Genomic DNA, 24,633 nt, shown 5'->3' with positions numbered 1-24,633 from the left:
CGGTCTGTGGCACTACAATGCGCGCTTTGCCCGCAGCCGGATCCCGTTGCCATGTCGTTACCCAAGCACCACCTGGAATTGCTCAGCCCTGCACGGGATGTGACCATCGCCCGTGAAGCCATCCTGCATGGTGCCGATGCGGTGTATATCGGCGGGCCGAGCTTTGGTGCGCGGCACAACGCCTGCAACGAGGTCAGCGACATTGCCGAGCTGGTCAAATTCGCGCACCGCTACCACGCGCGGATCTTTACCACCATCAACACCATCCTCCATGACGACGAGCTGGAGCCCGCGCGCAAGCTGATTCACCAGCTCTACGACGCCGGCGTGGACGCGTTGATCGTGCAGGACCTCGGGGTGATGGAGATGGACATTCCGCCCATCGAGCTGCACGCCAGCACGCAAACCGATATTCGCACCCTGAGCCGGGCGAAGTTTCTCGATCAGGCCGGTTTTTCGCAGCTGGTGCTGGCCCGGGAACTGAATCTGCAGGAAATCCGCGCAATCGCCGATGAAACCGATGCGGCCATCGAATTCTTCATCCACGGCGCCCTGTGCGTGGCGTTCTCCGGGCAGTGCAATATTTCCCACGCGCAAAACGGCCGCAGCGCCAACCGTGGCGACTGCTCGCAGGCCTGCCGCCTGCCGTCCACCCTCAAGGATGATCAGGGTCGCGTTGTGGCCTTCGAAAAGCATCTGTTGTCGATGAAAGACAACAATCAGAGCGCCAACCTGCGTGCTTTGGTGGACGCCGGCGTGCGCTCGTTCAAGATCGAAGGGCGCTACAAGGATGCGGGCTACGTGAAAAACATCACGGCCTATTATCGCCAGCGTCTGGACGAGATTCTCGAAGACCGCACGGACCTCGCACCCGCTTCCAGCGGCCGTACCGCGCACTTTTTCGTGCCGGACCCGGAAAAGACCTTTCATCGCGGCAGCACCGATTATTTCGTCAGCGACCGCAAGATCGACATCGGCGCGTTCGACACGCCGACCTTCACCGGTCTGGCGGTGGGCACCGTTGAAAAGCTCGGCAAGCGCGACCTGATCGCCGTGACCCACGAGCCGCTGTCCAACGGCGACGGCCTCAATGTGCAGATCAAGCGTGAAGTGGTGGGCTTCCGTGCCAACATCGCCGAGCTCAAGGGCGAGTTCGAAGAGGACGGCCAGAAGCGCTGGCGCTATCGCGTAGAGCCCAACGAGATGCCCGCAGCGCTGTCGCGCGTACGCCCCAATCATCCGCTGAACCGCAACCTGGACCACAACTGGCAACAGGCGCTGCTCAAGACCTCGGCCGAACGTCGTATCGGCGTTCAGTGGCAGGTTACGCTGCGCGAAGATCACTTGAGCCTGGAAGCCACCAGCGAAGAAGGCGTGAGCGTCACGGTCGGTCTCGATGGACCGTTTGGCGCGGCCAACAAGCCCGAACAGGCGCTGGATCAGTTGCGTGACCTGCTCACTCAACTGGGCACCACGATCTATCATGCCCAGGACGTCAGGCTTGACGCGCCACAGGCGTTCTTCGTACCCAACTCGCAGCTCAAGACCCTGCGCCGCGACGCCATCGAGGCACTGACCGAAGCGCGAATCAAGGCTCATCCGCGCGGTGGCCGCAAGGCGGAGACGACCCCGCCACCGGTGTACCCGGAGTCGCATCTGTCTTTTCTGGCCAACGTCTACAACCAGAAGGCTCGCGACTTCTATCATCGCCACGGCGTACAGCTGATCGACGCGGCCTACGAGGCCCACGAAGAGACCGGCGAAGTGCCCGTGATGATCACCAAGCATTGCCTGCGCTTCTCGTTCAACCTGTGCCCGAAACAGGCCAAAGGTGTGACGGGCGTGCGCACCAAGGTCGCGCCGATGCAACTGGTGCACGGTGATGAAGTGTTGACCCTCAAGTTCGATTGCAAGCCTTGCGAAATGCACGTGATCGGCAAGATGAAAGGTCACATTCTCGACTTGCCGCTCCCCGGCAGCGCGGCGGCCAAATCGGTGGTCGGCCATATCACACCGGAAGACCTGCTCAAGACTGCGCGTCAGCGTTCTCCGCACTGATCGATGCAAGGGGTTGGCGCCCTGCCAGCCCCCTCCCGTCTTCTGACAAAGCCCTCTTAAAGAACACGCTCCATATGGGTCGTATTCCACACCGGATCGCTCTCCACATCGGTCACGGCAAAGCCCTGTTTCTCCCAGAAACGGATCGCGCCGGGCAGAAACGGATGGGTATGCAGGTACAAAACCTCTATGCCACCTGCCTCGGCATGGGCCCAGAGCGCCTGACATAAACGGCTGGCCAGCCCGTCGCCGCGAAACTCCGGCGTGACGAACAGGCGCACGATCTCAACGGTTCTGCGCCCGCGATAATCGAGCTGCGGGAAACGATGATCAAACGGCAGGTAGCCCACAGCCGCGATGATCTGCCCTTCACTGCGGGCGATCAGAAACTTGCCGTCCTCCCCGTCCAGATACACCTGCTCGAAACCGGCCAGATCGGGCGGAACGGTGACAGTGTCGAGCAAGGGAAAGATTCCGGCACGCGCACGCATGACGAAATCGACGGTGTGCGGGATCTCGGAGGGGTGTACCTCAGTAATAGTGATGTTCATGAGCACGGACTTATTGGGGGAATTGCAGGGTGATACAAATGTTACGCCAGACTTGGGCTTTTGAACGCACGGTTTAACTACACCCACGCGGAGCGTGAGGAACGACAAGTGTCGATATTTCGCATCGACCCGGAACTCGGCGTTCAGACCACCGCATTCTGTGTAGGAGCGAACTTGTTCGCGAAGAGGCCGGTACAACTTAAGGAAATGCGTCGTCTTACCCGCCGTCTTCGCGAACAATGAGGATCGCCGCCCCGGTCGCTCCTACGCCCTGCGGGCAGAATCAATGACAGACCGCAGGCACGCCGTTATCGTGCCCACGCTCCGCGTACGGCGCACAGCTTTACAGCGCAAACCCTTCGATGCGCACCAATGCAAGGCAGGAAAAATCATGCGCCGGACGCCGTCGTAAACGCTGCGCAGCCTTGCGTGCATTGCCAATTCGGGCTTGGAGCGCTGCCGACGCAAGCTGGCACAACCTCTGCATAATCCTCAACAACCCCACCATGAATGTGGTCGGGCCGCCCCGGTTGATCGACGTGGATCGCCAGTCTCGCAGAGACCAGAGGGCTACTCGGGTGCTTCCGGCAACGTGGCTCGATGGCACCCCCGAATACCCAATAAGACAACAGGCAAAGGTGCCTGGAACCGAACGGTTCCGGGCGCTTTTTTTTTGCTTTGAAAAACCTGATTGGCCTCGGCCGGGACTCGCTATGAACACCACAGTCTTCCCCCTCAACGATGTAAAAACCCTGATCGTCGTCGGTAATGGCATGGTCGGGCATCATTGCGTCGAGCAGTTGATCGCAGGCGGCGCACTCGAACGCTATCGCATCCACGTCTTTGGCGAGGAAACACAGCGCGCCTATGACCGCGTGCACCTGTCCGAATACTTCACAGGCCGCGACGCCGAATCGCTGGCCATGAGCGAGATGTCTGTCTACGAACAACCCGGCCTGACGTTGCACCTCGGCGTACCGGTGCTGGAAATCGATCGTGATCGTCACGAAATCATCACCGCCGAAGGCTGCTTCGGTTACGACAAACTGATCCTGGCCACGGGCTCCTACCCGTTCGTACCGCCTATCGAAGGCGCGCGGGGCAATTCCCGGCTGGTCTATCGCACACTCGAGGATCTGGACAGCATTCGCTATGCCGCGTCGAAGGCCCGACGAGGCGTAGTGGTCGGCGGCGGTCTGCTCGGACTCGAAGCGGCCAATGCGCTTAAATCCCTGGGGCTGGAAGCCCATGTCGTCGAGTTCGCGCCGCGTCTCATGCCGGTGCAACTGGACGACCTCGGTGGCGCTGCATTGAAGGCGCGTATCGAAGCGCTGGGCGTCGGCGTGCATTTGTCCCGCGCCACGCAGTCGATCAGCGACGGCAAGCAGTATCGCTATCGGATGAACTTCGCCAACGACGAGTTTCTCGAGACCGACCTGATCGTGTTCTCCGCAGGTATTCGCCCGCAAGACGCCCTGGCCCGTCAGTGTGAGCTGGCGCTCGGCCCACGCGGTGGCATCGCAATCGACGAGCACTGCCGCACCAGCGACGCTGATATCTATGCCATCGGCGAATGCGCAGCCTGGAACGGCAGCGTGTTCGGCCTGGTCGCGCCCGGCTATCAAATGGCCCGCGGCGTGGCAGCACAGTTGTGCGAACAGGATACCGACGCGTTCTTCGGCGCCGACATGTCCACCAAGCTCAAGTTGCTGGGTGTGGATGTCGGCTCCATCGGTGATGCGCATGGTGCGCTGGCCGGGGCCGTCAGTTATCGCTTCATTGATGAAGCCACCGCCAGCTACCGTCGCCTGGTGGTGTCGGCCGATGGCAAGCAGGTACTCGGCGCTGTGCTGGTCGGCGATAACAGCTATTACGACACGCTGTTGCAATATGCGCAGAACGGCATCCCGCTGCCCGCCGATCCATCGAGCCTGATTCTGCCGCGTGGCGAAGGCGCGCCGACGCTGGGCGCCGATGCCCTGCCCGCCACAGCGACCATCTGCTCCTGCCATAACGTCAGCAAAGGCGCCGTGTGCTCGGCCATCGACAATGGGTGCACCGATCTGGCCGCAATCAAGTCCTGCACCAAGGCCGCCACCGGCTGCGGCGGTTGCACCGCACTGCTCAAACAGGTTTTCGAGCATGAACTGGTGGCGCGCGGCGTGGCGGTCGATAAAAGCCTGTGTGAACACTTCGCTCATACCCGCCAGGAGTTGTACTCGATGGTCCGCGTCGAAGGCATCGAAACCTTTGACGAGCTGCTGACTCGCCATGGCAAAGGCGCGCATGGCTGCGACATCTGCAAGCCCGCAGTCGGCTCAATCCTGGCGTCGTGCTGGAACCGCCCCATCACCGAGCCTTCGCTGGTGCCTTTGCAGGACACCAACGATACGTTCATGGCCAACATGCAGAAAAACGGCACCTACTCGGTGGTGCCACGTATTCCGGGTGGCGAGATTACCCCTGACGGCCTGATAGCGATTGGCGCGGTGGCGAAAAAATACGACTTGTACACCAAGATCACCGGCGGCCAGCGCATCGACCTGTTCGGCGCGCAACTGCACGAGTTGCCGGATATCTGGAGCGAGCTGATCGAGGCAGGCTTCGAGACCGGCCATGCCTACGGCAAGTCGACCCGTACGGTTAAATCCTGCGTCGGCAGCACCTGGTGCCGCTACGGCGTGCAGGACAGTGTCGCCATGGCGCTGCGCATCGAGGACCGTTACAAGGGCCTGCGCTCGCCGCACAAACTCAAGTTTGCGGTATCCGGCTGCACCCGCGAATGCGCCGAAGCGCAGAGCAAGGACGTCGGCGTGATTGCCACCGAAAACGGCTGGAACCTTTACCTGTGCGGCAACGGCGGCATGCGTCCGCGTCACGCCGAGCTGTTCGCCACCGATCTGGATGATGAAACCCTGATTCGTTACATCGACCGTTTCCTGATGCTCTACATCCGCACTGCCGACAAGCTGCAGCGTACCTCGGTCTGGCGTGAATCGCTGGAAGGCGGCCTCGACTATCTCAAGGCGGTCATCATCGACGACAGCCTGGGCCTGGCCGCAGAGCTGGAGTCGCAGATGCAACTGGTGGTCGACCGCTACGAATGCGAATGGGCCAACGCCCTCAAGGACCCGGAAAAGCTCAAGCGCTTCCGCACCTTCGTCAATGACGGGCGTGCTGACCCCGACGTGCAGTTCGTCAAGGAACGCGCCCAGCGCCGGCCGGCAAAACCCGAAGAGCTGGCCCTTATCCCGTTGTTCAAGGAGGTGGTGTGATGAACGCGTCTCAGACAATAATCGCCGGCAACAATGCGTCCGCGGCAGCGCAGTTACACTGGCAGCCCCTGTGCGGACGCGCGGATCTGGTTGCCAATTCAGGCGTCGTGGCGTGGCTGGACGGCGCGCAGGTCGCGCTGTTCTACGTGCCCGAAACCGCACAGGGCGAGCAGCTCTTTGCCATCGACAACCGCGATCCCAAATCCGGGGCCAACGTGATCGGGCGTGGTCTGATCGGGCAGATCGCGGGCGAGCTGGTCATCGCCTCGCCGCTGTACAAGCAGCACTTTCGCCTGCACGACGGCAGTTGCATCGAATACCCGGAACAGCGGCTCGACGTCTGGCCGGTGAGGCTCAAGGGTGATCTGGTAGAAATTGCCGTGTAATCGGCAGTGCCGGTCGCAGGCAACCTGGTGGCTGTCGGACCAGGTTGCTGCATGGCATGACGTGCAGCTTATTGAAGCTCGGAGACCAGTGCCTTGTTGAAGCCCTGCGGATCCTCCATCTGCGGGACATGGCCCTTGCCCTTGAACTCCACCAGCCTGGCGCCTGGAATCATCTGCGTCACCTGCTTGCCCAGTACCTTGTAATTGCCGATCTTTGCCTTGACCTCAGGCGGCGCGATGTCGCTGCCGATGGCAGTGGTATCGGCATCGCCAATCATCAGCACCGTCGGCACCTGCAACCTGGGAAACTCGTAGAACACCGGCTGGGTGAAAATCATGTCGTAGATCAATGCCGAGTTCCAGGCCACGATCTTGTGCCCCGGCCCTTTGTTCAGACCGGCCAGCATGTCGACCCACTTGTCATATTCCGGCTTCCAGCGGCCATCGTAGTAGGTCTTCTGCTCGTAAGCGCGAATACCTTCGGCAGTGGTCTTCAGCTCTCGTTCATACCATTGATCGACGCTGCGATACGGCACGCCGAGTGCTTTCCAGTCTTCCAGACCGATAGGGTTGACCATCACCAGCTTCTCGGTCTGCTTCGGGTACATCAACGCATAACGCGTGGCCAGCATGCCGCCCGTGGAGTGACCGACTACCGACACCTTGTCGATACCCAGTTTTTCCAGCAGCGCATGGGTATTCATCGACAACTGCTGGAAGCTGTACTGGTAGTGCTCCGGCTTGGTCGAGGTGCAGAAACCGATCTGATCCGGTGCGACAACGCGATAGCCCGCAGCGCTCAGCCCCTTGATGGTGTCTTCCCAGGTCGCAGCGCAAAAATTCTTGCCATGCAGCAGCACCGCCGTGCGGCCATTGGCCTTGCCGCTCGGCGCGACGTCCATGTAACCCATTTCCAGCGTCTGGCCCTGGGACTGGAAACTGAATTTATGCAGCGCGTGAGGGTAAGTAAAACCTTCCAGTTGCTGGCCATAACCGGGCGTTTCAGCCAGTGCTGCGCCTGACAGCGTCAGCGACATCAACATACCGGCAATCTTTGCAGCCCGCATAAGGGGCACCTCCTGTAGCTAGGGATCGGGAATCCAAGGCGGTTTTTACGTTAAACCGCATGCCTGCCAGTAGACCCTGTTTCCCCTTACAGATTCGCCCTTTTCCTGCCCGAAGAACCGTAAGCAGACGTTTCATCATGCAGAGGCAAAATGCTGGACGCGTTCTGCGTGGACTGCCTAGACTTGGCCGTCCAGGTCTGATGCCAAGGAACAGCAATGAATCGAAATGAACTGCGCAAGGCCGACATCAACCTGATGGTGGTATTTGAAACATTGATGCAGGAGCGTAACGTCACCCGCGCAGCCGAAAAACTGTTTCTCGGCCAACCTACGATAAGCGCTGCCTTGAATCGCCTGCGCAGTCTGCTCAATGACCCACTGTTCATCCGCGTCGGCCATCGCATGGAACCCACCTCGCGCGCTCACGAGATTCTCAAGCACCTGACGCCTGCGCTGGACGCCATGTCCACAGCGCTCAGCCTGACCACCGACTTCGACCCGTCGGTCAGCAAGATGACCTTTCGCATCGGCCTGACCGATGACGTCGAATTCGGCCTGCTGCCGGCGATGCTCAAGGCCATCCGCCAGGAAGCGCCCGGCGTGGTGATCGTGGTCAAGCACGTCGACTACCTGAATATCTCCGAGGTGCTGATGTCCGGCGATATCACCGTTGGCGTCTGCCTGACCCGTGAACTGCCCGCCAATGCCAAGCGCAAGACGCTGCGTAACGTGCAGCCGAGGCTGGTGCGCGCCGACAAGCCTGCCAGCCCCATGAGCCTGGACGAATACTGCTCGCGCCCACATGTTGTGGTGTCGCACGTCGCGAGTGTCAGCAGTTTCGCCGATGAGTGGCTGACCGCGCTGGGGCGCAAGCGTCAGGTGGTGTTGTCGGTGCCGCAGTTCGCCACCCTGCCCGCATTGATGGCCGGCACCGACATGATTTCGGGGCTGTCCGACTATGCGGCAAAGGCCATGAGCGCATTGGGTTTGCTGTATGACGAGCCACTGCCCTTCCCCACGCCGGGGCTGGACCTGTCGATGACGTGGCTGAGTGTGATGGACAGCGACCCTGCCGAGCGTTGGCTGCGCAGCAGGATCGAGGAGTTCATGGGCGAGCGCCAGGAAGCGCCCGCCCTGGCCGGATGATCAGCCGAAACGACCGGTGATGTAATCTTCGGTCTGGGTCTTGGAGGGCTTGGTGAAGATGGTGTCGGTGTCGCCGTGCTCGATCAGTTCACCCATGAACATGAAGGCGGTGTAGTCGGAGCAACGCGCCGCCTGCTGCATGTTGTGAGTCACGATGATCACGGTGAACTGCTCTTTAAGCTCGGTGATCAGCTGTTCGATACGACCAGTCGAGATCGGATCGAGCGCGGAGGTCGGCTCGTCAAGCAGCAATACCTGAGGACGCAGCGCGATGGTGCGGGCGATGCACAGACGCTGCTGCTGACCACCGGACAGACCGGTCGCGCTCTGCTTGAGCTTGTCCTTGACCTCGTCCCACAAGGCCGCGCCACGCAGGGCCTGCTCGACGCGATCTTCCATTTCCCGACGCGACAGTTTTTCGTGGTGCTTGATGGCGTAGGAAATGTTGTCGTAGATCGACATCGGGAACGGCACAGGCTTCTGGAACACCATGCCCACATGACTGCGCAGGCGGTTCATCGAATAGCCTGGGGCCAGGATGTTCTCGCCATTGAGCAGCACTTCACCACGCGCTTCCTGCTTCGGGTACATCGCGTAGATGCGGTTGAAGACGCGCAGCAGGGTCGATTTACCGCAACCCGACGGGCCGATGATCGCCGTGATGCGCTTCTCGGGGATGGTCATGTCGATGGACTTCAACGACTTCTGGTTGTTGTAGAAAAACTCCAGACCGCGCACTTGGATCTTGGTTTTTTCGTTGGCCAGGGAAAGGTTGTTCATCAGGACGCCCTATTGCGCAGAAGAATTAAGCGAGACAGCAGACTCAGTATCAGTACGAACAACGTCATGACCAGCGCCCCGGCCCATGCCAGGGAGTGCCAGTCATCGAACGGGCTCATGGCGTACTGGAAAACCACCACCGGAACACTGGCGATGGGTTTGAGCAGATCGCTGCTCCAGAACTGGTTGCCGAAAGCGGTGAACAGCAGCGGCGCGGTTTCGCCGGTGATGCGTGCCAATGCGAGCAATACGCCGGTTACCACACCAGCCTTGGCCGCGCGAAGGACGATTTGCAGGGTCAGCTTCCATTGCGGCACACCCAGCGCAAGCGCAGCTTCACGCATGGTCGAGGGTTGCAGTTGCATCATTTCGTCAGTGGTACGCACCACCACAGGGATCACCAGCAATGCCAGCGCCAGCGCACCGGCAATCGCCGAAAAGCCCACCTGATGGCCTGTCACCGCGTTGAGTGGCAGTACCACGACGGTGTAGACGAACAGACCGAGCACAATCGAAGGTGCCGACAGCAGGATGTCGTTAATGAAGCGCACGGCGTTGCCCAGTTTGGTGTAGCGGGCAAACTCGGCCAGCCAAATGCCGGCCATCAGGCCGATCGGCGTACCGATCAGCAGGCCGATGCCGGACATCAGCACGCTGCCGTAGAACGCGTTGGCCAGTCCACCCTCGGTACCAGGCGGCGGAGTCATGCCAGTGAACAGTTGCAGGTTGAGCGCGTCGATGCCCTTGATGATAGTGGTCAGCAGAATCCACACCAGCCACAGCAGGCCGAAGGCAGTGGCACCACAGCTGAGCACCATCGCAATCTTGTTCTTGATGCTGCGAACCCGATACAGGTGCTCGCTGCCGGTCACATCCTTACTCATAACCCCTCCTTACGCGAAAGGCGCGACAGCATCAGGCGTGCAAGGGCCAGCACGATGAAGGTGACGACGAACAACAGGAAGCCAAGGGCGATCAGTGCCGAACGGTGCAAGTCGGTGTAAGCCTCGTTGAACTCGTTGGCGATCACCGAAGCGATCGAACTGCTCGGCATCATCAGCGAAGCCGAGAACTGATGCGCGTTGCCCAGTACGAAGGTTACCGCCATGGTTTCGCCGAGCGCGCGCCCCAGCCCCAGAAACACACCGCCGACCACGGCCGAACGGGTGTACGGCAGCACGATATCCCAGACCACTTCCCAGGTTGTACCGCCCAGTGCATAGGCCGACTCTTTGAGGGCCACGGGCACGGTGCGGAAGACTTCCTGCATCACCGAGGTAATGAACGGCGTGATCATGATCGCCAGTACGATACCGGCGGTCAGCATGCCGATACCCAACGGCGGCCCTTGGAACATCGGACCGATCAGCGGCAGTGCGCCAAGGTTTTCGGTGATCCACGGCGACAGGTGTTCAGCCATGAACGGGCCGAAGACGAACAGCCCCCACATGCCGTAGATGATCGAAGGGATACCGGCCAGCAGCTCGATGGCCGAGGCGATCGGCATGCGCAACCAGGGCGGCGCCACTTCGGTAAGAAAGATTGCAATGCCGAAACTCACCGGTACGGCGATCAGCAAAGCCAGAAAAGAGGTCACCAGGGTGCCGTAGATCGGAACCAGAGCGCCAAACTTGCCGGCGTTCACGTCCCACTCGGTACTGGTCAGAAAGCCAAACCCGAAAGTCTGGAATGCCAGACTGCCGCCCCACAGGGTCGACAAGGCAATACAACCCAGCAAAGCAAGCACCAGCATCGCTGCAGCCTGCAATGAACGCTTGAACCACAGGTCATGACGATGATCCCGTTTGGCGCGCTTCTCGCCCTCGGACTCACCAGCGGAGACGTTAGCGGACAGGTATTGGGTGTTTTCAGTCATGTTGAGGCCACTCGCAAGGAAAAGCCCCTGTCACCGAGCCGATATCGCGGCTGATGACAGGGGTGGTACGGGTTGAATCACTTACTTGGTGAATTCCGTTTTCCAGTAGCTTTCCACGCGATCAACCAGCGATTTCGGCAACGCTACATATTCCAGTTTCTCGGCCTGCTTCTGGCCGTTTTCCAGGGACCACTTGAAGAAGTCGAAAGCAGCCGTGCTTTTCTCTTCGTTCTTGGCTTTCTTGTACATGATGATCCACGTGGTCGCGGTGATCGGCCATGCAGCCTCACCCGGCGCGTTGGTCATGATCAGGTTGAAGTCTTTGGCGCTTGCCCAGTCGGCAGTGTCGGCGGCGGCAGCAAATGCCTTGGCGTCAGGCTTGATGAATTTGCCGGCAGCGTTTTTCAACTGGGTGTAGGACAGCTTGTTGGTGGTTGCGTAGGAGTACTCGACGTAGCCGATCGAACCCTTGATCTGCTTCACGTAGGCCGAAACACCTTCGTTACCCTTGCCGCCCACGCCTGCTGGCCACTGCACGGTCGAACCGAACTTCAGCTTCTCGTTCCACTCCGGGCTGACTTTGCTCAGGTAGTTGGTGAAGTTGTACGTGGTGCCCGAACCGTCCGAACGGTGAACGACGGTGATTGCGGTATCAGGCAGTTTGACGCCCGAGTTCAGCGCAGTGATTGCCGGGTCGTTCCACTTCTTGATGTCGCCCATGAAGATCTTGGCGATGGTTGGACCGTCCAGCTTCAGCTCGCCGCTTTCGACGCCTTCGACGCCTTCGACGTTGACGATCGGCACGATACCGCCGATCACGCTTGGGAACTGACCCAGGCCGCCGGCCTGCAGATCTTCTGCAGACATCGGGGCGTCGGATGCACCGAAGTCAACGGTCGCAGCCTTGATCTGGGCAATACCACCACCCGAACCGATGGACTGATAGTTGATACGGTTATCCTTGCTCTTGCTGTAGTCCTGGGACCACGCCGAAATAACCGGGTAGACGAAACTCGAACCAGCGCCTGTTACATCAGTCGCGTGAGCCACACCGCTAAGGCACAGCGATGCGATCAGAAGCGACAAGCGTTTTTTAGTCAGCAGAATCACGGTAATACCTCAGTCCAGGAGATTGTGTGGTGGTCCACTTAAGGAGGCCCGAGGCGGATTTAAAACCTCAAATGTTGCTGTTTAATGACAATCCAACGAATCGTGTCGTTAGGGGAACTTTTTTGTAAGTGATTTCCTACGTCGCCAGCTACGAAAACCCCTTCCAAACCCAATGTTTACGGGACATTTTCGACCGGCAAACCCGAATAGCCTTCTGCCACCACTCATCAGGTAGCGGAATGCCCGCTTCGTTATAAAAATGTAAGAAAGTGTGATTTTAAGAAGCTTTGTAAATGACCGAGTGGTCACGTTATAGCTAAATCAACTTAAAACTTCGCTGTCGAAGGCGTTAAGGGGGGCGTGAATGACCGAAAAAGGCGCGCGATGACTCTCACGGCGGATAGCAACGGCGTAAGCCTTGATGCATCGAACATATCTACCGTTCGTCGGGTTCGACGGCACCTATGGCCACTGGCCAATGACCAACGTGAGTACTTTAAAACAACGGAGTAATCATCATGATCAAGACCAAACTGACTGCCCTGACTCTTGCTGGCCTGATGGCTGTAGCTTCGGGTGCCGCCTTTGCCGAGTCGACCACCACCCCTGAAACCCCGATCAACAAGAATGCGACCAAACTGCCGGGCACCAATACCCAGCCGATGGACCGCACCTCGTCCGAGACTCCAGGCGCGCAAGCTGAAAGCAAGGAAGCGGCAGCCGAGCGTTCGATGAAGCACGACAACAAGACGACACACGGTACGCACGACAAGAGCACCACCACTGAAAAGACCAAGACTCAGTAATCAGGCGTCTTACGCGGGTAGGACCATGCCCTGCCCGCGGGTCTACCCTTCTCGCGGTACAGTTTCATTCAACGTACTGTTTCGATCAAAGTACTCACGGAGTTTGCACCATGATCAGGAATAGATTGGGGGCGATAAGCCTGGCGACATTTTTGGCCCTGTCGGCGACCAGTGCGCTTGCAGGTTCGACCGAACCGACCAACCCGGTCAGCGACGGTCCGAAAGTCCCGGGCACCGGAATGGAAAAAAACGTCGACGGCACCAGCCCCGGCGCGCCAGGCACAAGCCCCGGCACCAAAGGCATGGACCCCTTGCCGGGAAATAACGGCAGCGCGGACGACAAGCCTCATGATTCGAAACAGCCCCATGATGCGGATCATCAGGACACTCAGGACGGGCACAAGGCCCCTTGATGACCTGACAGGTCGCTACTGACGCAGGCACTGTCGTCAGTCGCCCATTGCACGTAACACACCTCCACCGGCATGCCATGCTCGGCACAGAAGTCCAGCCAGCGCAGTTGGTTGTCCTGGAGGCGGTCACCCGGCCCCTTGACCTCGATCATTCGATAACGACGCTGCTCCGGAAAAAACTGGATCAGGTCGGGCATCCCGGTCCGGTTGGCTTTTATGTCCTGCAACAGCCGACGAAACCAGCGAAGCAAGTGCTCTGCCGGCAGGCAATGAAGCGCCTGTTCCAGAAGCTCCGGCGTCAGCGCTCCCCAGAATACAAAGGGTGATTGCAGACCGTATTTGCTCTCAAAATGCTCACGAATGGTCGTCAGGTATTCATCAGACTCCAGTTGCGTCAGACAGGCATCGAACAACGATGCTCTGCGCTGATAAAAGTCAGGGCTGTACAGGTCACTCGGCGCACTGTGAAACGGATGAAAGAATGCACCCGGCAACGGGGCGAAAATGGCTCGCCAGCACAGCAGCCCGAACAGTGAATTGATCAGCGCATTCTCGACGTAATGCACCTCCCCGCCCTGCTCTTCTTCAAGGTGCAGGCGTATCAAACGCTCGACACTCATGCCCGACACTGGCGTGACCTGCACGTCCAGCCGCGCAATGGCCCGCACCGTGCGCTTGCGCGCGGCAGTCAGGCCGAGCTTGCGTTGCAGGCGTGGCAAGACGCGTGACAGGTGCTGGACCTCGGCATCACTTTCCGGAGCGAGACGGGCCTGCTCCGCCAGCGCCAGCGCCGCTGCGTACTCAGCGTTGCGCTCCAGCACGCGGATCTGCCTTGAACGCGCGCCGGGGTAACTCGACTGACGATACACCGCCATCGCCAGAGGCCAGTCCTGCATGCGCTCGGCCTGTTGCCCGATACGAAACAGCAGTTTGCCACGACGCATGAGCAACCATGGGTTGCCGCATTCGATGGCAATGACCCGCTCGGCCAGCGCATGCAGTTCCAGGCAGGTTTCCAGCGCTTCACGACAGGCATGCAATTGCAGACACACATCGATATCCGCACGCTCGTTGATGCCACGCGACTCCAGCGAAAACTCGACTTTTTCGTAGCGGTAGATACCCAGGTCAGCCAGCACGAATTCAGACCATTCCTGGTACAGATTGCCGAAGTACAGCAAGCGCAGGCGATCACACAGCGGCATGATCTTCAGGCCGAACACGGCGTCGGGCAACGTCGGATGCCATTGTTCGAGGGACTGCGGCGACGGGTACATGGGCTGCAGGCGCTCGAACCAATCCTGCTTGCGCTCAGGGCCCTTGACCGCGTGGTCCTTGAAGCAGTGGCTCAACTCATCCCGACGCAGCAGCTGGAACAACTCGCTCAGGCCCAGTGGCGGAGCGGTGTCGACCCACTCCCGCGCCAGCAGCGGCAATACGGCGTCGTGAGGGTCGCCAATCTCGACATAACCGAGTTTGCTGGCCCGAAACAACACACCCTTGCGCATCACCATGCGCACCAGCAACCCCTGGGCGGGCACCGGCAGCTCGGCAAACTCGCTGATGAAGCGGCGCTCGGTTGCGTCGAGCAGGTCATCGTAGCGCCGGGCAATCCAGTCAAGGACCTGACGGAAGTTTTCCAGGTAATAAAACGGATTGTCGAGGGGCGAAGTATTCAAGGCCAGCGTTCACATGACAAATGAGCAGACTGAACAAGGATACTGGTTATCCGTACAGATTCCAGTGCAAACGCCTGCTGATCGTGTTCGACCGATCAATGGCATGTATCGCGGGCAGACGGTCGGCCTTAGAATCGGCGCGACAACATCTGCAGCCGAGAGACGAATATGCACGCGCCACTGGTTTATCTCGCAGGCTTCGACGTGTTCAGGACCGATGCCGTGGAACATGGACGCTATCTGAAGGCTTTGTGCGCCGCACACGGACTTGAGGGTCTGTACCCGTTTGACAATGAGGTCACGCACGGACGAACAGCGCATGAAACCGCACAGCAGATTTACTCGATGAATGTCGCGATGATCCACCGCTGCTCAGCGATGCTGGTCAACCTCAACGTGTTCCGTGGCCTGGAGCCGGATTCGGGCACGGCCTTCGAAGTCGGTATGGCGGTCGCACTGAACAAGCCAGTGTGGGCGTACTTTGAACCGGTGGCGTCGCTGTGCGAACTGGTTCCCCACGATGAAAACGGTCTCGACGCCAATGGGTTTACGGTTGAAGACTTCGACCTGCCGCGCAACCTGATGCTCGCCTGCAGCTGGGCGGGCACCAGCTCAACCGTGGAGCTGGGTGCAGAGGCGCTGGCAAAGTACCTGAGTGGCTTTCAGGCCCTGCCCACAAGCGGCTGACCGGGGCGGTCAGCCCCACCCCAGAAAGTCCCCGCCGTTATCGCGCAGCATCTGCAACATGCCTTCTGCTGCGGGTGACAGGTAACCGCCCTTGCGCAACGTCACACCAATGGTGCGTTTGAGGGTGGTTTGCTCCAGCGGCACTTCACGCAGGTGCTGCATGGTCTTGCCGAACTCCAGCGACTCGCGGGCAATGAAGCTCAACAGGTTGCTGCGGGCAATCAGCCCCGGCAACAGCGAGATCGAGTTCGCTTCGATCTGCACCGTCGGCAGCGGCAGGCCATGAGCAGCGAAGGTTGCGTCCAGCCATTTGCGCGATGAAACACTCACAGGCGGCAGTACCCAGCGATACGCGCACAGGTCACTCATTTTCAACGACGGCTTGAAGATCGGATGATTCTTGCTGGCGACCACCACGGCTTCGTCCCTGAGTATGGCAAAGCTGGTGACGTCTTCACTGTCGGGCGCCAGCGCGCAAATGATCATGTCCAGTTGACCGGAGCGCAATGATTCGCGCAGCAGGTCATCCTGACCTATCACCAGTTTCAAGGTGACGTCCGGGGTGCGCTGCAACAAGGCGGACGTCAGTTTCGGCATCAAATATTCCGCCATCGTCGCGGCGCAGCCGACCCGAATGTTGCCCACCATGCCACTGGCGAAATCCCGCACCTCGCGCTGGGTCTGGGCAATGCTTTGCTGCAACTCCTTGCCGCGTGCCTGCAGCAACTCGCCCACGGGCGTCAGCTTGATCCTTCGGCCGTCACGTTGAAACAGTCGCGTTCCGAATGACTCCTCGAGGCGCTGAATGCTCTTGGTCAGCGCTGGCTGGCTGCGATTTAGCTTCTCCGCAGCACGTCCGAGATGCCCCAGCTCGGCAATGGTTTCGAAATAGGTGAGATCGCGCAGGTCCATATCTATCAACCAAAGTTATCAATTCATGATTATTAGAAAATAGACTTGATGGGTTGGGAAGTCGATACTGTGCGCATGTGATTCACCCCAATCAAGGAGAACGTCCTTGTCAAACGCTTCACGCTTTTCGCTTTCCTCCCTTTCCCCGCTGACTCAATGGGCGGGTCTGATCCTGATGGCCGGCATTGCCGGGCAACTGCTCAAACTGTTCGATATGCCTGCTGCGATGTTCCTCGGGCCGATGCTGGTCGCCATAGGCTTTGGCGTATCAGGTGCCAGCATCCGCATGCCCAAGCGGGCCTTTCAACTCGGTCAGGGCACGGTCGGCGTGCTGATCGCGCATGCCATGTCGGTCAGTGTGCTGCTCACCGCCCTTCATTCATGGCATGTCATGCTCCTGGCGACCATCCTCACGGTGGTGCTGAGCGCGGCAGTTGGACTGGTGCTGGTGCGCTTTGCCGGCATTCCGAGCAACACGGCAGCCTGGGGCACGTCACCGGGCGCGGCCTCGGCGATGGTCGCGATGTCCGAAGATTACGGTGCCGACTCACGCATTGTCGCCACCATGCAATATGTGCGCGTGGTCTGCGTGGTCACCATCGGCGCGCTGGTCAGCCATTTCATCGGCACCCCGGATTCCGCTGCGGCCCTGCACAGCGGTGCGGCGGTCTTGCCCAGCCTTGACCTTGTCGATCTGGCGCTGAGCCTTGCAGTGATTGCCGCAGGCGTGGCACTCGGCTCGCGTCTCCCGGCAGGTGCCCTGCTCGTGCCGCTGATGCTCGGCGGCGCGCTGCAACTGAGTGGCGTGATGCAGATCAGCGTTCCAGCCTGGTTGCTGCCCATCGCTTACGGTGCCATCGGCTGCTACGTCGGCCTGCGTTTCGACCGGCCAACGGTGCAATACGTCTGGAGACGACTGCCGATGATGATTCTGGCCTCACTGCTGTTGATCGTGCTCTGTGCTGTGTCGGCCTGGCTGATTGCGGTGATGATGGGCAAGGATTATCTCTCGGTATACCTGGCGACCAGCCCGGGCGGCCTGGACACCATGGCCATTATTGCCATCGATACGCATGCCGACGTCGGCTTCGTGCTGGCGATGCAGACCTTGCGCCTGTTCGGCGTGATCCTGACCGGAAGCTTCCTGGCCAGGCAGATCATCCGCCTGACCGACAAACGCATCCCTGCGCTTTGACTTCCGATCTCAAGCTCAACAGACGCTAGCCGTTCATTCCAGCCCCGCCAGGGCGCTGGCCAGGCTAGGTGCCAGCGGCAACACCGGCAATAACGTGGCCTGATAGGCGTGATAAAGGTCCGGCTTGCCGGGCCATATGTCTGCGCTGGGCTCGTTGCGCTCGTTCAGCTCATGGCGCCAACTGCCATGCTCGTGATCGATGAACAGTGTCTCGTTGAACTCCCAGAAACAGCGATACCAGTCTTCATACTGCTGCTCGCCGGTACGTTGCAGCAATGCGGCAGCAGCAGCGGCCGCTTCGCAGTGAGTCCAGTGCAGACGATGACGGACTACCGGCTGGTTCTGCCAGTCGAGGGTGTAAACGATGCCCGGGGCACCGTCGACATCCCAACCGTACCGGCAGGCATTGGCAAACAGTTGGCGGGCGTCGTCCAGCAACCATTCGGGGTTGGCGCGTCCGGCCTGACGGCGTGCAGCCTCCAGATGCAACACCAGCCGGGCCCACTCGAAAGCATGCCCCGGCGTGGTGCCGAAGGGCCGGAAACCGTCGGCCGGGTTTTCCCGGTTGTAATCGGCCAGCGGCTGCCAGTCCTGGGTGAAATGCTCGACGACCTGAAAATTGTTGGCACCGGCATGCTCGTGGATAACCCGCTCGACGATGCTCAGCGCCCGGTCGAGCCACTGCGCGTCGCCGGTCACATCAGCGAGCGCGAGAAAAGCTTCGGTGCTGTGCATGTTGCTGTTGGCACCGCGGTAGGTCTCTTCATTGCTCCAGTCCCGCGCGAACGACTCACGCATGGCGCCTTCCTGCTCGCTCCAGAAATGCGTCTGGATGATCTGGATGACGTCGGACAGCAATGCCTGCGCCCCAGGCCGCCCCGCCACCACGGCGGAACTGGCCGCCAGGGCAACGAACGCATGCAGATAAGCCTGTTTGTCGGTCTTGCCGCCGTCTTCGAGCGCGGCGCTGAACCAGCCGCCATGTTCGGCATCGTGCAACGGGCCTTGCAACGCGGCGATACCGTGATCGACCAGCGCAGCACAACCGGGAATGCCCTGCGCATGGGCCATGGCAAAACAGTGGGTCATGCGCGCAGTGTTCATGGTTCCTGCGGTGGCACCGACCATCAGCCGACCGTAGTCATCAAGACTGCCAAAGCCGTTGTCCAGTCTGGAGGCCTTGGCGAAGGTCAACAGACGATTGCCTTCCAGGGCCAGCCACTGGTGATGGGCTGGCGAGCGCAGCCAACTGCTGAAGGTTTGATTATTGTTATTCATGAAGCGATGCCGCCCCCTTCGATAAGGTTGTGCCCAGACTGTACCGGAGGTCATTTCGACCGAGGGCATAATGCGCGTCCGGTCGATCGTCGGCAAGCGGACACAACCTGTATCAATGTAGGGTTTTACACCTTGAAGCGTGAGACCACCTGATTCAGGTCAGCGGCCAGACGCGACAATTCATGGCTCGACGCACTGATCTGGTTGGCGCCCTGAGTCGACTGCATGGACAGATCGCGAATGTTGACGATGTTTCGATCAACTTCACGCGACACTTGCGCCTGCTCTTCAGCCGCGCTGGCAATCACCAGATTGCGCTCGGAGATCTGGTTGATCGACGAGGTGATTTCGCTCAAGGACTCACCCGCGCCCTTGGCCAGTGCCAACGTCGAGTCGGCCCGGTCACGGCTGGTGTTCATCGAGTCGAGTGCCTGCGCCGAACCGCTGCGCATGGCGCTGACCATCGAATCGATTTCCAGGGTCGACTGCTGGGTGCGATGCGCCAATGCCCGGACTTCGTCCGCCACCACCGCGAAACCGCGGCCCGACTCGCCTGCCCGTGCCGCCTCGATGGCGGCGTTGAGTGCCAACAGGTTGGTCTGCTCGGCAATCGAGCGGATCACGTCCAGCACTTTGCCAATATCCTGCGACTGATTGGCAAGGTTTTGCACCAGCGTCGAGGTGGCCTGCACGTTGTCGGTCAGCGTCTGGATCGACTGCACCGTCTCGATCACCCGCGTCTGGCCCGCCAGCGCCGAGGTGCTGGACTGGTTTGAGGCGTCCGATGTGGACACGGCATTACGCGCAACTTCTTCTACTGCCGAGGTCATTTCGTTGATCGCCGTGGCGGCCTGATCGATCTCCGCATTCTGTTGGTTCAGCCCGCGGTAGCTGTCTTCGGTGACCGAGTTGAGCTCGGTGGCGGCCGATGCCAGTTGCGTGGCCGAACTGCCGATGTGGCGCATCGCTTCACGCAGATTGATCTGCATCGTCGCCAGGGCACGCAACAGCCGGGTGACTTCGTCTTCGCCATCGACCTCGATGGTATGGGTCAGGTCGCCGTTGGCAACCTGCTCGCCGGTGATGCCGAGCACGCCTACCAGTTGATGATCGAGCATCAGCGGCAGGTTGACACCCGGCTTGACACCCCCTAGCTGTGACGCTGCCAGAGAATCGATTTCCACCACCTGCCGGTTGGCCAGCACTCGCTGCGCACCTTCATGACGGGTACACAATCGCTCGGCATCACCGCTGCCGATGATGATGCCCAGGTAGTCCATGACATTGACGTTGTACGGCAGGATGGCCATGGCCCGGTCGACGATGTCCTGGGCCAGCGCTCGATCAAGGGCGAACATGAACGACTCCAGGCGCGTGGCGAGGCTTGCAATGCTTGGGCATATGGATACATTTTGTTGAAGTTATAGAACGCCCGAGTGTGCCTGAAAGTAGTCACGGGCGCGACGTACATGGCAGAGTGCCCGCGTCGACCTTTTGAACCCTCATATATGTGCGCACAGGCCCCCTTTTGATCAAATTCCGACTCGCCAGCCTGCTGTCGCTGTTGACCCTGCAAGCCTGCACGTCAATGGCGGAAAGCGATGAGCCGAAACAACGCTTTGAAGACTACCGTCAGCAGACCCTCGAGCTGATTCGCAACCAGCGCAACTTTCAGACCGCCGACCACCAGGCCGAGCTGGACTGGAACGAGCCACGCCAGTGGACCCCGAGCGGGACACCCAAGGGCGGCGTGCTGCTGGTGCATGGCCTGGGGGATTCGGCGTGGTCGTTTCATGACGTTGCACAGATGCTTGCCGCTCAGGGTTATCTGGTCCGAACCGTTTTGTTGCCGGGGCACGGCACCAAGCCCGAAGACATGCTCGACGTGCGCCTCGAACAGTGGCAGCGCGTGGTGCGCGAACAGGCGCAACTGCTCGCTCGTGAAGTGCCGAAGGTCTATCTGGGAGGCTTTTCGACCGGTGCCAATCTGGTCCTCGATTACGCCTATGGGCATGACGAAATCGCCGGGCTGCTCTTGTTCTCGCCGGCATTTCGCTCCAACAGCGGCTATGCCTGGCTGACGCCGTGGATCGGCTGGGCACGCCCCTGGCTCGCCGCGCCGAACCAAGGCCTGCGCCCGATGCAGACGCCGGTTCGCTACATGAACGTGCCTACCAATGGTTTTGCCCAGTTCTATCGCAGCAGCGCGCTGGCCCAGGACCGCCTGCATCAGCGTCGCTATGACAAGCCGGTATTCATCGCCATCGCCGAGCACGACTCAGTACTCGACACTGATTACGTGCTGGATAATTTCAGCCAGCGCTTCAGCAATCCCGCCAGTCGCCTGATCTGGTACGGCGACCTGCCCGCCCGCGCGGCCAATACGCCGCGCGTCGAGGTGCGCAAGGACTACCTGCCGGAATACCGCATCAGCCGCTTTTCACACATGGGCCTGCTTTTTTCAGCGGACAATCCGCTTTACGGCGTATCCGGCAGCCAGCGTATCTGCTGGAACGGCCAGAGCACGCCGGACACCGCGAAGTGCATGGCAGGCGAGCCGGTATGGTATTCGGACTGGGGTTACACCGAACCGGGCAAGATCCATGCGCGCCTGACGTTCAACCCGTATTTCGAGTGGCAGACCCAAGTGATGCTCGGCGTGCTGAACGCAACACCGTAGTACGCAACCGCCTCCCTTGTATCGTCGATACCGGGGGCGCCAGGCTTCTGTAGGAGCGACGAACCGGGCGACGCTTCGCTTGTTCGCGAAGGCGGTGTTTTGAACGCCGAATCTTCTGCGACTGTACGGGCCTTTTCGCGAACACGTTCGCTCCTGCATTTTTGCCGTACGCTCGAGCATGGGGGGCTTCTGTGGGAGCGAACTTGTTCGCATCTACTCCAGCGGAACCAGCCGCTCACGGCTGTTGCTCAGGTGTGTCCACATCGCCGCACGTGCTGCATCCGGGTCCTTGCGGCGAATGGCGCTGAGCAGTGCTTCGTGTTCGAGGTTGGCCAGATAGCCCTGATGCGCGAGGTTGTTGCCTGCGCGCTCGCTCGATGCGATGCGGCTGCGCGGAATGATCGCGCTACCCAGGTGTTGCATGATCTCCAGAAAATACGGATTGCCAGTGGCTTCGGCGATCAGCATGTGAAAGTGTTTGTCAGCCTCGACGCAGCTGTCGTCGTTGGCCAGCAGGTCCTGATAGTCGTCCAGCGCCTGACGCATGGCCGCCAGTTGCTCATCGGTGCGGCGCACAGCCGCCAGCGCCACGGCCTGGGTTTCCAGGCCGATACGCAGTTCGATGATATCGCGCACTCTGGATACCGTTTCGACTTTGAGGCGCAGTCCCGTCTGGTCACTGCGTTCGAGCACGAACGTGCCGATGCCGTGATGGGTCACCACCAACCCGGACGCCTGCAATTTGGAAATCGCTTCACGCACCACCGTGCGGCTGACGCCGTGCTCACGGACGATCTGGTTCTCGGACGGCAGCTTCTGACCCGGTGCGATCTTGCCGAGCAGGATGCGCTGGCTCAGTTCGGTGACCAGATCAGTGGCCAGGCTGTGCTGACGGCGTTTGGGCGCAGTACCGGCGGGCTCTTGCATGGTGAGTGAATCCTGACTTGTCTGGTTAAGCTGCCGTATCACGGCCGTGGCAGCGCAAATGCCGGGCTGGTTGCGTTTGAAAGCCGGATTTAAACGCCCTGCACAGTTGTCTTACTTGTATTATAAGTCATTCCCGACTGTCAAAGTTCCTGTGTCCATCCACACCGCCTACCATCAGCCACTACGTTCAAGGTCCCGACCAGGCATCAACGGATACGCACGATCTAAAACCCCAGTATTTACTGGTCATAAACTTTAAATTAACACCATCATACAGCCCCCACACACCTGCACATCGGCAGCCGATCAGAGTTTAATAATCTTGCGGATCGTCACCGCAAGGGGATTGCACAACCACCATTTACTTGTATGATGACCGACAATGCGAAGGACACACTTCGCACATACCCGCATAAAAACAACGAGTGGGAGATTCAACTGTGAGCACATCCAATTCCAGGATGGCCGACGGCACAGGTTCGGCTCTGAATTCAGCCGTATCGAAGGTCAAACGTCACGTCCTGCCGCTTTTCGTCATCATGTTCATCGTCAACTACATCGACCGGGTCAACATCGGGTTCGTGCGTTCGCACATGGAGCATGACCTGGGCATCGGCGCAGCAGCCTACGGCCTGGGTGCCGGACTGTTCTTCATCGGCTATGCCCTCTTCGAAGTCCCTTCCAACATCCTGCTGCAGAAAGTCGGTGCGCGTATCTGGCTGACGCGAATCATGCTCACCTGGGGCATCGTCGCCGCCTGCATGGCCTTCATCCAGAACGAAACCCACTTCTACATCCTGCGCTTTCTGCTCGGTGTGGCCGAGGCCGGCTTCTTTCCAGGCGTGATCTACTACTTCACCCGCTGGCTGCCTGGCGTCGAGCGTGGCAAGGCGATTGCCATCTTCCTCAGCGGCTCGGCCATTGCCTCGCTGATCTCGGGCCCGTTGTCCGGCCTGCTGCTGCAAATCACCGGTTTCGGCCTTAAAGGCTGGCAGTGGATGTATTTCATCGAAGGCATGTTCTCGGTCGGTCTGTGCTTCTTCGTCTGGTTCTGGCTGGACTCCAAACCGCACGATGCCAAGTGGCTGACCCGCGAAGAACAGGATGCGCTGGTCAACGCCATCGATGCCGAACAGGCTGCTCGCGAAGCCGCGACGCCGGTCAAGGCTTCCATCGGCAAGCTGCTCAAGGACGGTCAGATCATTCTGTTCTGCCTGATCTACTTCTTCATCCAGCTGACGATTTACGCAGCGACGTTCTGGCTGCCGAGCATCATCCGCAAAATGGGCAGCCTGACTGACTTCGAAGTCGGCATGTTCAACTCCATTCCGTGGCTGCTGTCGATCATCGGCATGTACGTGTTCGCCACGCTGTCCACCAAATGGAAACGCCAGCAGGCCTGGGTAGCCATTGCCCTGCTGATTGCCGCTGCCGGGATGTTCATGTCGACCACCGGAAGCCCGATCTTCGCTTTCGTTGCCATCTGCTTTGCAGCGCTGGGTTTCAAGTCGGCTTCTTCGCTGTTCTGGCCGATCCCGCAGGCCTATCTGGACGCACGGATCGCCGCAGCGGTCATCGCGCTGATCAATTCGGTGGGCAACCTCGGCGGCTTCGTAGCACCGACTACCTTCGGCCTGCTGGAAGAACACACCGGCTCGATCCAGGGCGGGCTGTATGGCCTGACAGCCACGTCGATCATTGCCGCGATCATTGTTTTCGCCGCGCGCAACACCCCCAAACCTGGCGCGACACCGGTCGCCGCCATTCAGACGCCGGCGACCCACTGACACACATGCGCAGCCACTTT

The 24,633-nt window shown here is 59.9% G+C and carries 21 protein-coding genes; 10 read left to right on the top strand and 11 right to left on the bottom strand.

Annotation, left to right across the window (positions count from 1 at the left end; translation table 11 throughout):
* Positions 1-51: 51 nt before the first annotated feature.
* Complete coding sequence (locus PCPL58_RS13490; protein ID WP_065349612.1) at positions 52-2,058, top strand: peptidase U32 family protein; 2,007 nt, start codon at positions 52-54, stop codon at positions 2,056-2,058.
* A 56-nt stretch (positions 2,059-2,114) separates the two neighbouring features.
* On the opposite strand, the gene PCPL58_RS13485 is transcribed toward PCPL58_RS13490, so the two are convergent.
* Positions 2,115-2,609, bottom strand: coding sequence for a GNAT family N-acetyltransferase (locus tag PCPL58_RS13485; RefSeq protein WP_005780121.1), 495 nt, complete (start codon positions 2,607-2,609; stop codon positions 2,115-2,117).
* Between the two features lie 713 nt (positions 2,610-3,322).
* Between PCPL58_RS13485 and nirB the strand changes: the two genes are divergently transcribed.
* Positions 3,323-5,884: a nitrite reductase large subunit NirB gene (gene nirB / locus PCPL58_RS13480; RefSeq protein WP_003435906.1), complete on the top strand. Its 2,562-nt coding sequence runs from the start codon at positions 3,323-3,325 to the stop codon at positions 5,882-5,884.
* Positions 5,884-6,270, top strand: a complete 387-nt coding sequence (gene nirD, locus PCPL58_RS13475; protein WP_065349611.1) for a nitrite reductase small subunit NirD — start codon at positions 5,884-5,886, stop codon at positions 6,268-6,270. The genes nirB and nirD overlap by 1 nt, the downstream gene beginning before the upstream one ends.
* 68 nt (positions 6,271-6,338) lie before the next feature.
* On the opposite strand, the gene PCPL58_RS13470 is transcribed toward nirD, so the two are convergent.
* Positions 6,339-7,337 (bottom strand): alpha/beta fold hydrolase, encoded by a 999-nt coding sequence (locus PCPL58_RS13470; protein WP_065349610.1) that lies wholly within the window; start codon positions 7,335-7,337, stop codon positions 6,339-6,341.
* A 216-nt stretch (positions 7,338-7,553) separates the two neighbouring features.
* On the opposite strand from PCPL58_RS13470, the gene PCPL58_RS13465 reads away from it, so the two are divergent.
* Positions 7,554-8,483: a LysR family transcriptional regulator gene (locus PCPL58_RS13465; protein WP_065349609.1), complete on the top strand. Its 930-nt coding sequence runs from the start codon at positions 7,554-7,556 to the stop codon at positions 8,481-8,483.
* On the opposite strand, the gene pstB is transcribed toward PCPL58_RS13465, so the two are convergent.
* The 4 genes from pstB to pstS form a co-directional block, all read right to left on the bottom strand.
* The gene (gene pstB / locus PCPL58_RS13460; protein ID WP_002553918.1) at positions 8,484-9,263 is read right to left on the bottom strand and encodes a phosphate ABC transporter ATP-binding protein PstB; all 780 of its coding nucleotides are present in this window, start codon (positions 9,261-9,263) and stop codon (positions 8,484-8,486) included.
* On the bottom strand, positions 9,263-10,147 hold the full coding sequence (pstA, locus tag PCPL58_RS13455; RefSeq protein ID WP_003435912.1) for a phosphate ABC transporter permease PstA: 885 nt from the start codon (positions 10,145-10,147) through the stop codon (positions 9,263-9,265). The genes pstB and pstA overlap by 1 nt, the downstream gene beginning before the upstream one ends.
* Complete coding sequence (gene pstC, locus PCPL58_RS13450) at positions 10,144-11,139, bottom strand: phosphate ABC transporter permease subunit PstC (RefSeq protein ID WP_003371940.1); 996 nt, start codon at positions 11,137-11,139, stop codon at positions 10,144-10,146. The genes pstA and pstC overlap by 4 nt, the downstream gene beginning before the upstream one ends.
* A gap of 81 nt (positions 11,140-11,220) precedes the next feature.
* Positions 11,221-12,249: a phosphate ABC transporter substrate-binding protein PstS gene (pstS, locus tag PCPL58_RS13445; RefSeq protein ID WP_065349608.1), complete on the bottom strand. Its 1,029-nt coding sequence runs from the start codon at positions 12,247-12,249 to the stop codon at positions 11,221-11,223.
* 518 nt (positions 12,250-12,767) lie between these two features.
* On the opposite strand from pstS, the gene PCPL58_RS13440 reads away from it, so the two are divergent.
* Together PCPL58_RS13440 and PCPL58_RS13435 are read left to right on the top strand one after the other, a co-directional pair.
* Complete coding sequence (locus tag PCPL58_RS13440) at positions 12,768-13,055, top strand: hypothetical protein (protein WP_003371935.1); 288 nt, start codon at positions 12,768-12,770, stop codon at positions 13,053-13,055.
* 110 nt (positions 13,056-13,165) lie between these two features.
* Positions 13,166-13,468, top strand: a complete 303-nt coding sequence (locus tag PCPL58_RS13435) for a hypothetical protein (protein ID WP_065349607.1) — start codon at positions 13,166-13,168, stop codon at positions 13,466-13,468.
* On the opposite strand, the gene PCPL58_RS13430 is transcribed toward PCPL58_RS13435, so the two are convergent.
* Entirely contained in the window at positions 13,444-15,147 is a 1,704-nt protein-coding gene (locus tag PCPL58_RS13430; protein ID WP_065349606.1) for a VRR-NUC domain-containing protein, read from the bottom strand. The genes PCPL58_RS13435 and PCPL58_RS13430 overlap by 25 nt on opposite strands.
* Before the next feature lie 168 nt (positions 15,148-15,315).
* Here PCPL58_RS13430 and PCPL58_RS13425 point away from each other — a divergent pair, with 168 nt between their 5' ends.
* Entirely contained in the window at positions 15,316-15,834 is a 519-nt protein-coding gene (locus tag PCPL58_RS13425) for a nucleoside 2-deoxyribosyltransferase (RefSeq protein ID WP_065349605.1), read from the top strand.
* A 9-nt stretch (positions 15,835-15,843) separates the two neighbouring features.
* On the opposite strand, the gene PCPL58_RS13420 is transcribed toward PCPL58_RS13425, so the two are convergent.
* A complete protein-coding gene (locus PCPL58_RS13420) occupies positions 15,844-16,746 on the bottom strand; it encodes a LysR family transcriptional regulator (protein ID WP_044308784.1) in 903 nt (300 codons plus the stop codon).
* Between the two features lie 106 nt (positions 16,747-16,852).
* Between PCPL58_RS13420 and PCPL58_RS13415 the strand changes: the two genes are divergently transcribed.
* Positions 16,853-17,941 carry an AbrB family transcriptional regulator gene (locus tag PCPL58_RS13415; RefSeq protein WP_065349604.1) on the top strand — a complete coding sequence of 363 codons (1,089 nt, stop codon included), beginning with the start codon at positions 16,853-16,855 and terminating at the stop codon, positions 17,939-17,941.
* A gap of 33 nt (positions 17,942-17,974) precedes the next feature.
* Here PCPL58_RS13415 and PCPL58_RS13410 read toward each other — a convergent pair whose 3' ends face one another.
* Positions 17,975-19,219, bottom strand: coding sequence for a D-mannose isomerase (locus PCPL58_RS13410; RefSeq protein ID WP_003371923.1), 1,245 nt, complete (start codon positions 19,217-19,219; stop codon positions 17,975-17,977).
* Between the two features lie 125 nt (positions 19,220-19,344).
* Positions 19,345-20,577: a methyl-accepting chemotaxis protein gene (locus PCPL58_RS13405; protein WP_083188385.1), complete on the bottom strand. Its 1,233-nt coding sequence runs from the start codon at positions 20,575-20,577 to the stop codon at positions 19,345-19,347.
* A gap of 230 nt (positions 20,578-20,807) precedes the next feature.
* On the opposite strand from PCPL58_RS13405, the gene PCPL58_RS13400 reads away from it, so the two are divergent.
* Entirely contained in the window at positions 20,808-21,899 is a 1,092-nt protein-coding gene (locus PCPL58_RS13400; RefSeq protein ID WP_065351048.1) for an alpha/beta hydrolase, read from the top strand.
* A 213-nt stretch (positions 21,900-22,112) separates the two neighbouring features.
* On the opposite strand, the gene PCPL58_RS13395 is transcribed toward PCPL58_RS13400, so the two are convergent.
* Positions 22,113-22,826 (bottom strand): FadR/GntR family transcriptional regulator, encoded by a 714-nt coding sequence (locus PCPL58_RS13395; RefSeq protein WP_065349603.1) that lies wholly within the window; start codon positions 22,824-22,826, stop codon positions 22,113-22,115.
* Positions 22,827-23,287: 461 nt separating this feature from the next.
* On the opposite strand from PCPL58_RS13395, the gene PCPL58_RS13390 reads away from it, so the two are divergent.
* Complete coding sequence (locus PCPL58_RS13390) at positions 23,288-24,613, top strand: MFS transporter (protein ID WP_065349602.1); 1,326 nt, start codon at positions 23,288-23,290, stop codon at positions 24,611-24,613.
* Positions 24,614-24,633 lie beyond the last annotated feature (20 nt).

Source organism: Pseudomonas cerasi, from assembly GCF_900074915.1.
GTDB classification, from domain to species: domain Bacteria; phylum Pseudomonadota; class Gammaproteobacteria; order Pseudomonadales; family Pseudomonadaceae; genus Aquipseudomonas; species Aquipseudomonas cerasi.
The sequence above is the reverse complement of the archived record's forward strand: the minus strand, read 5'-3'. Positions and strand labels throughout refer to the sequence as shown.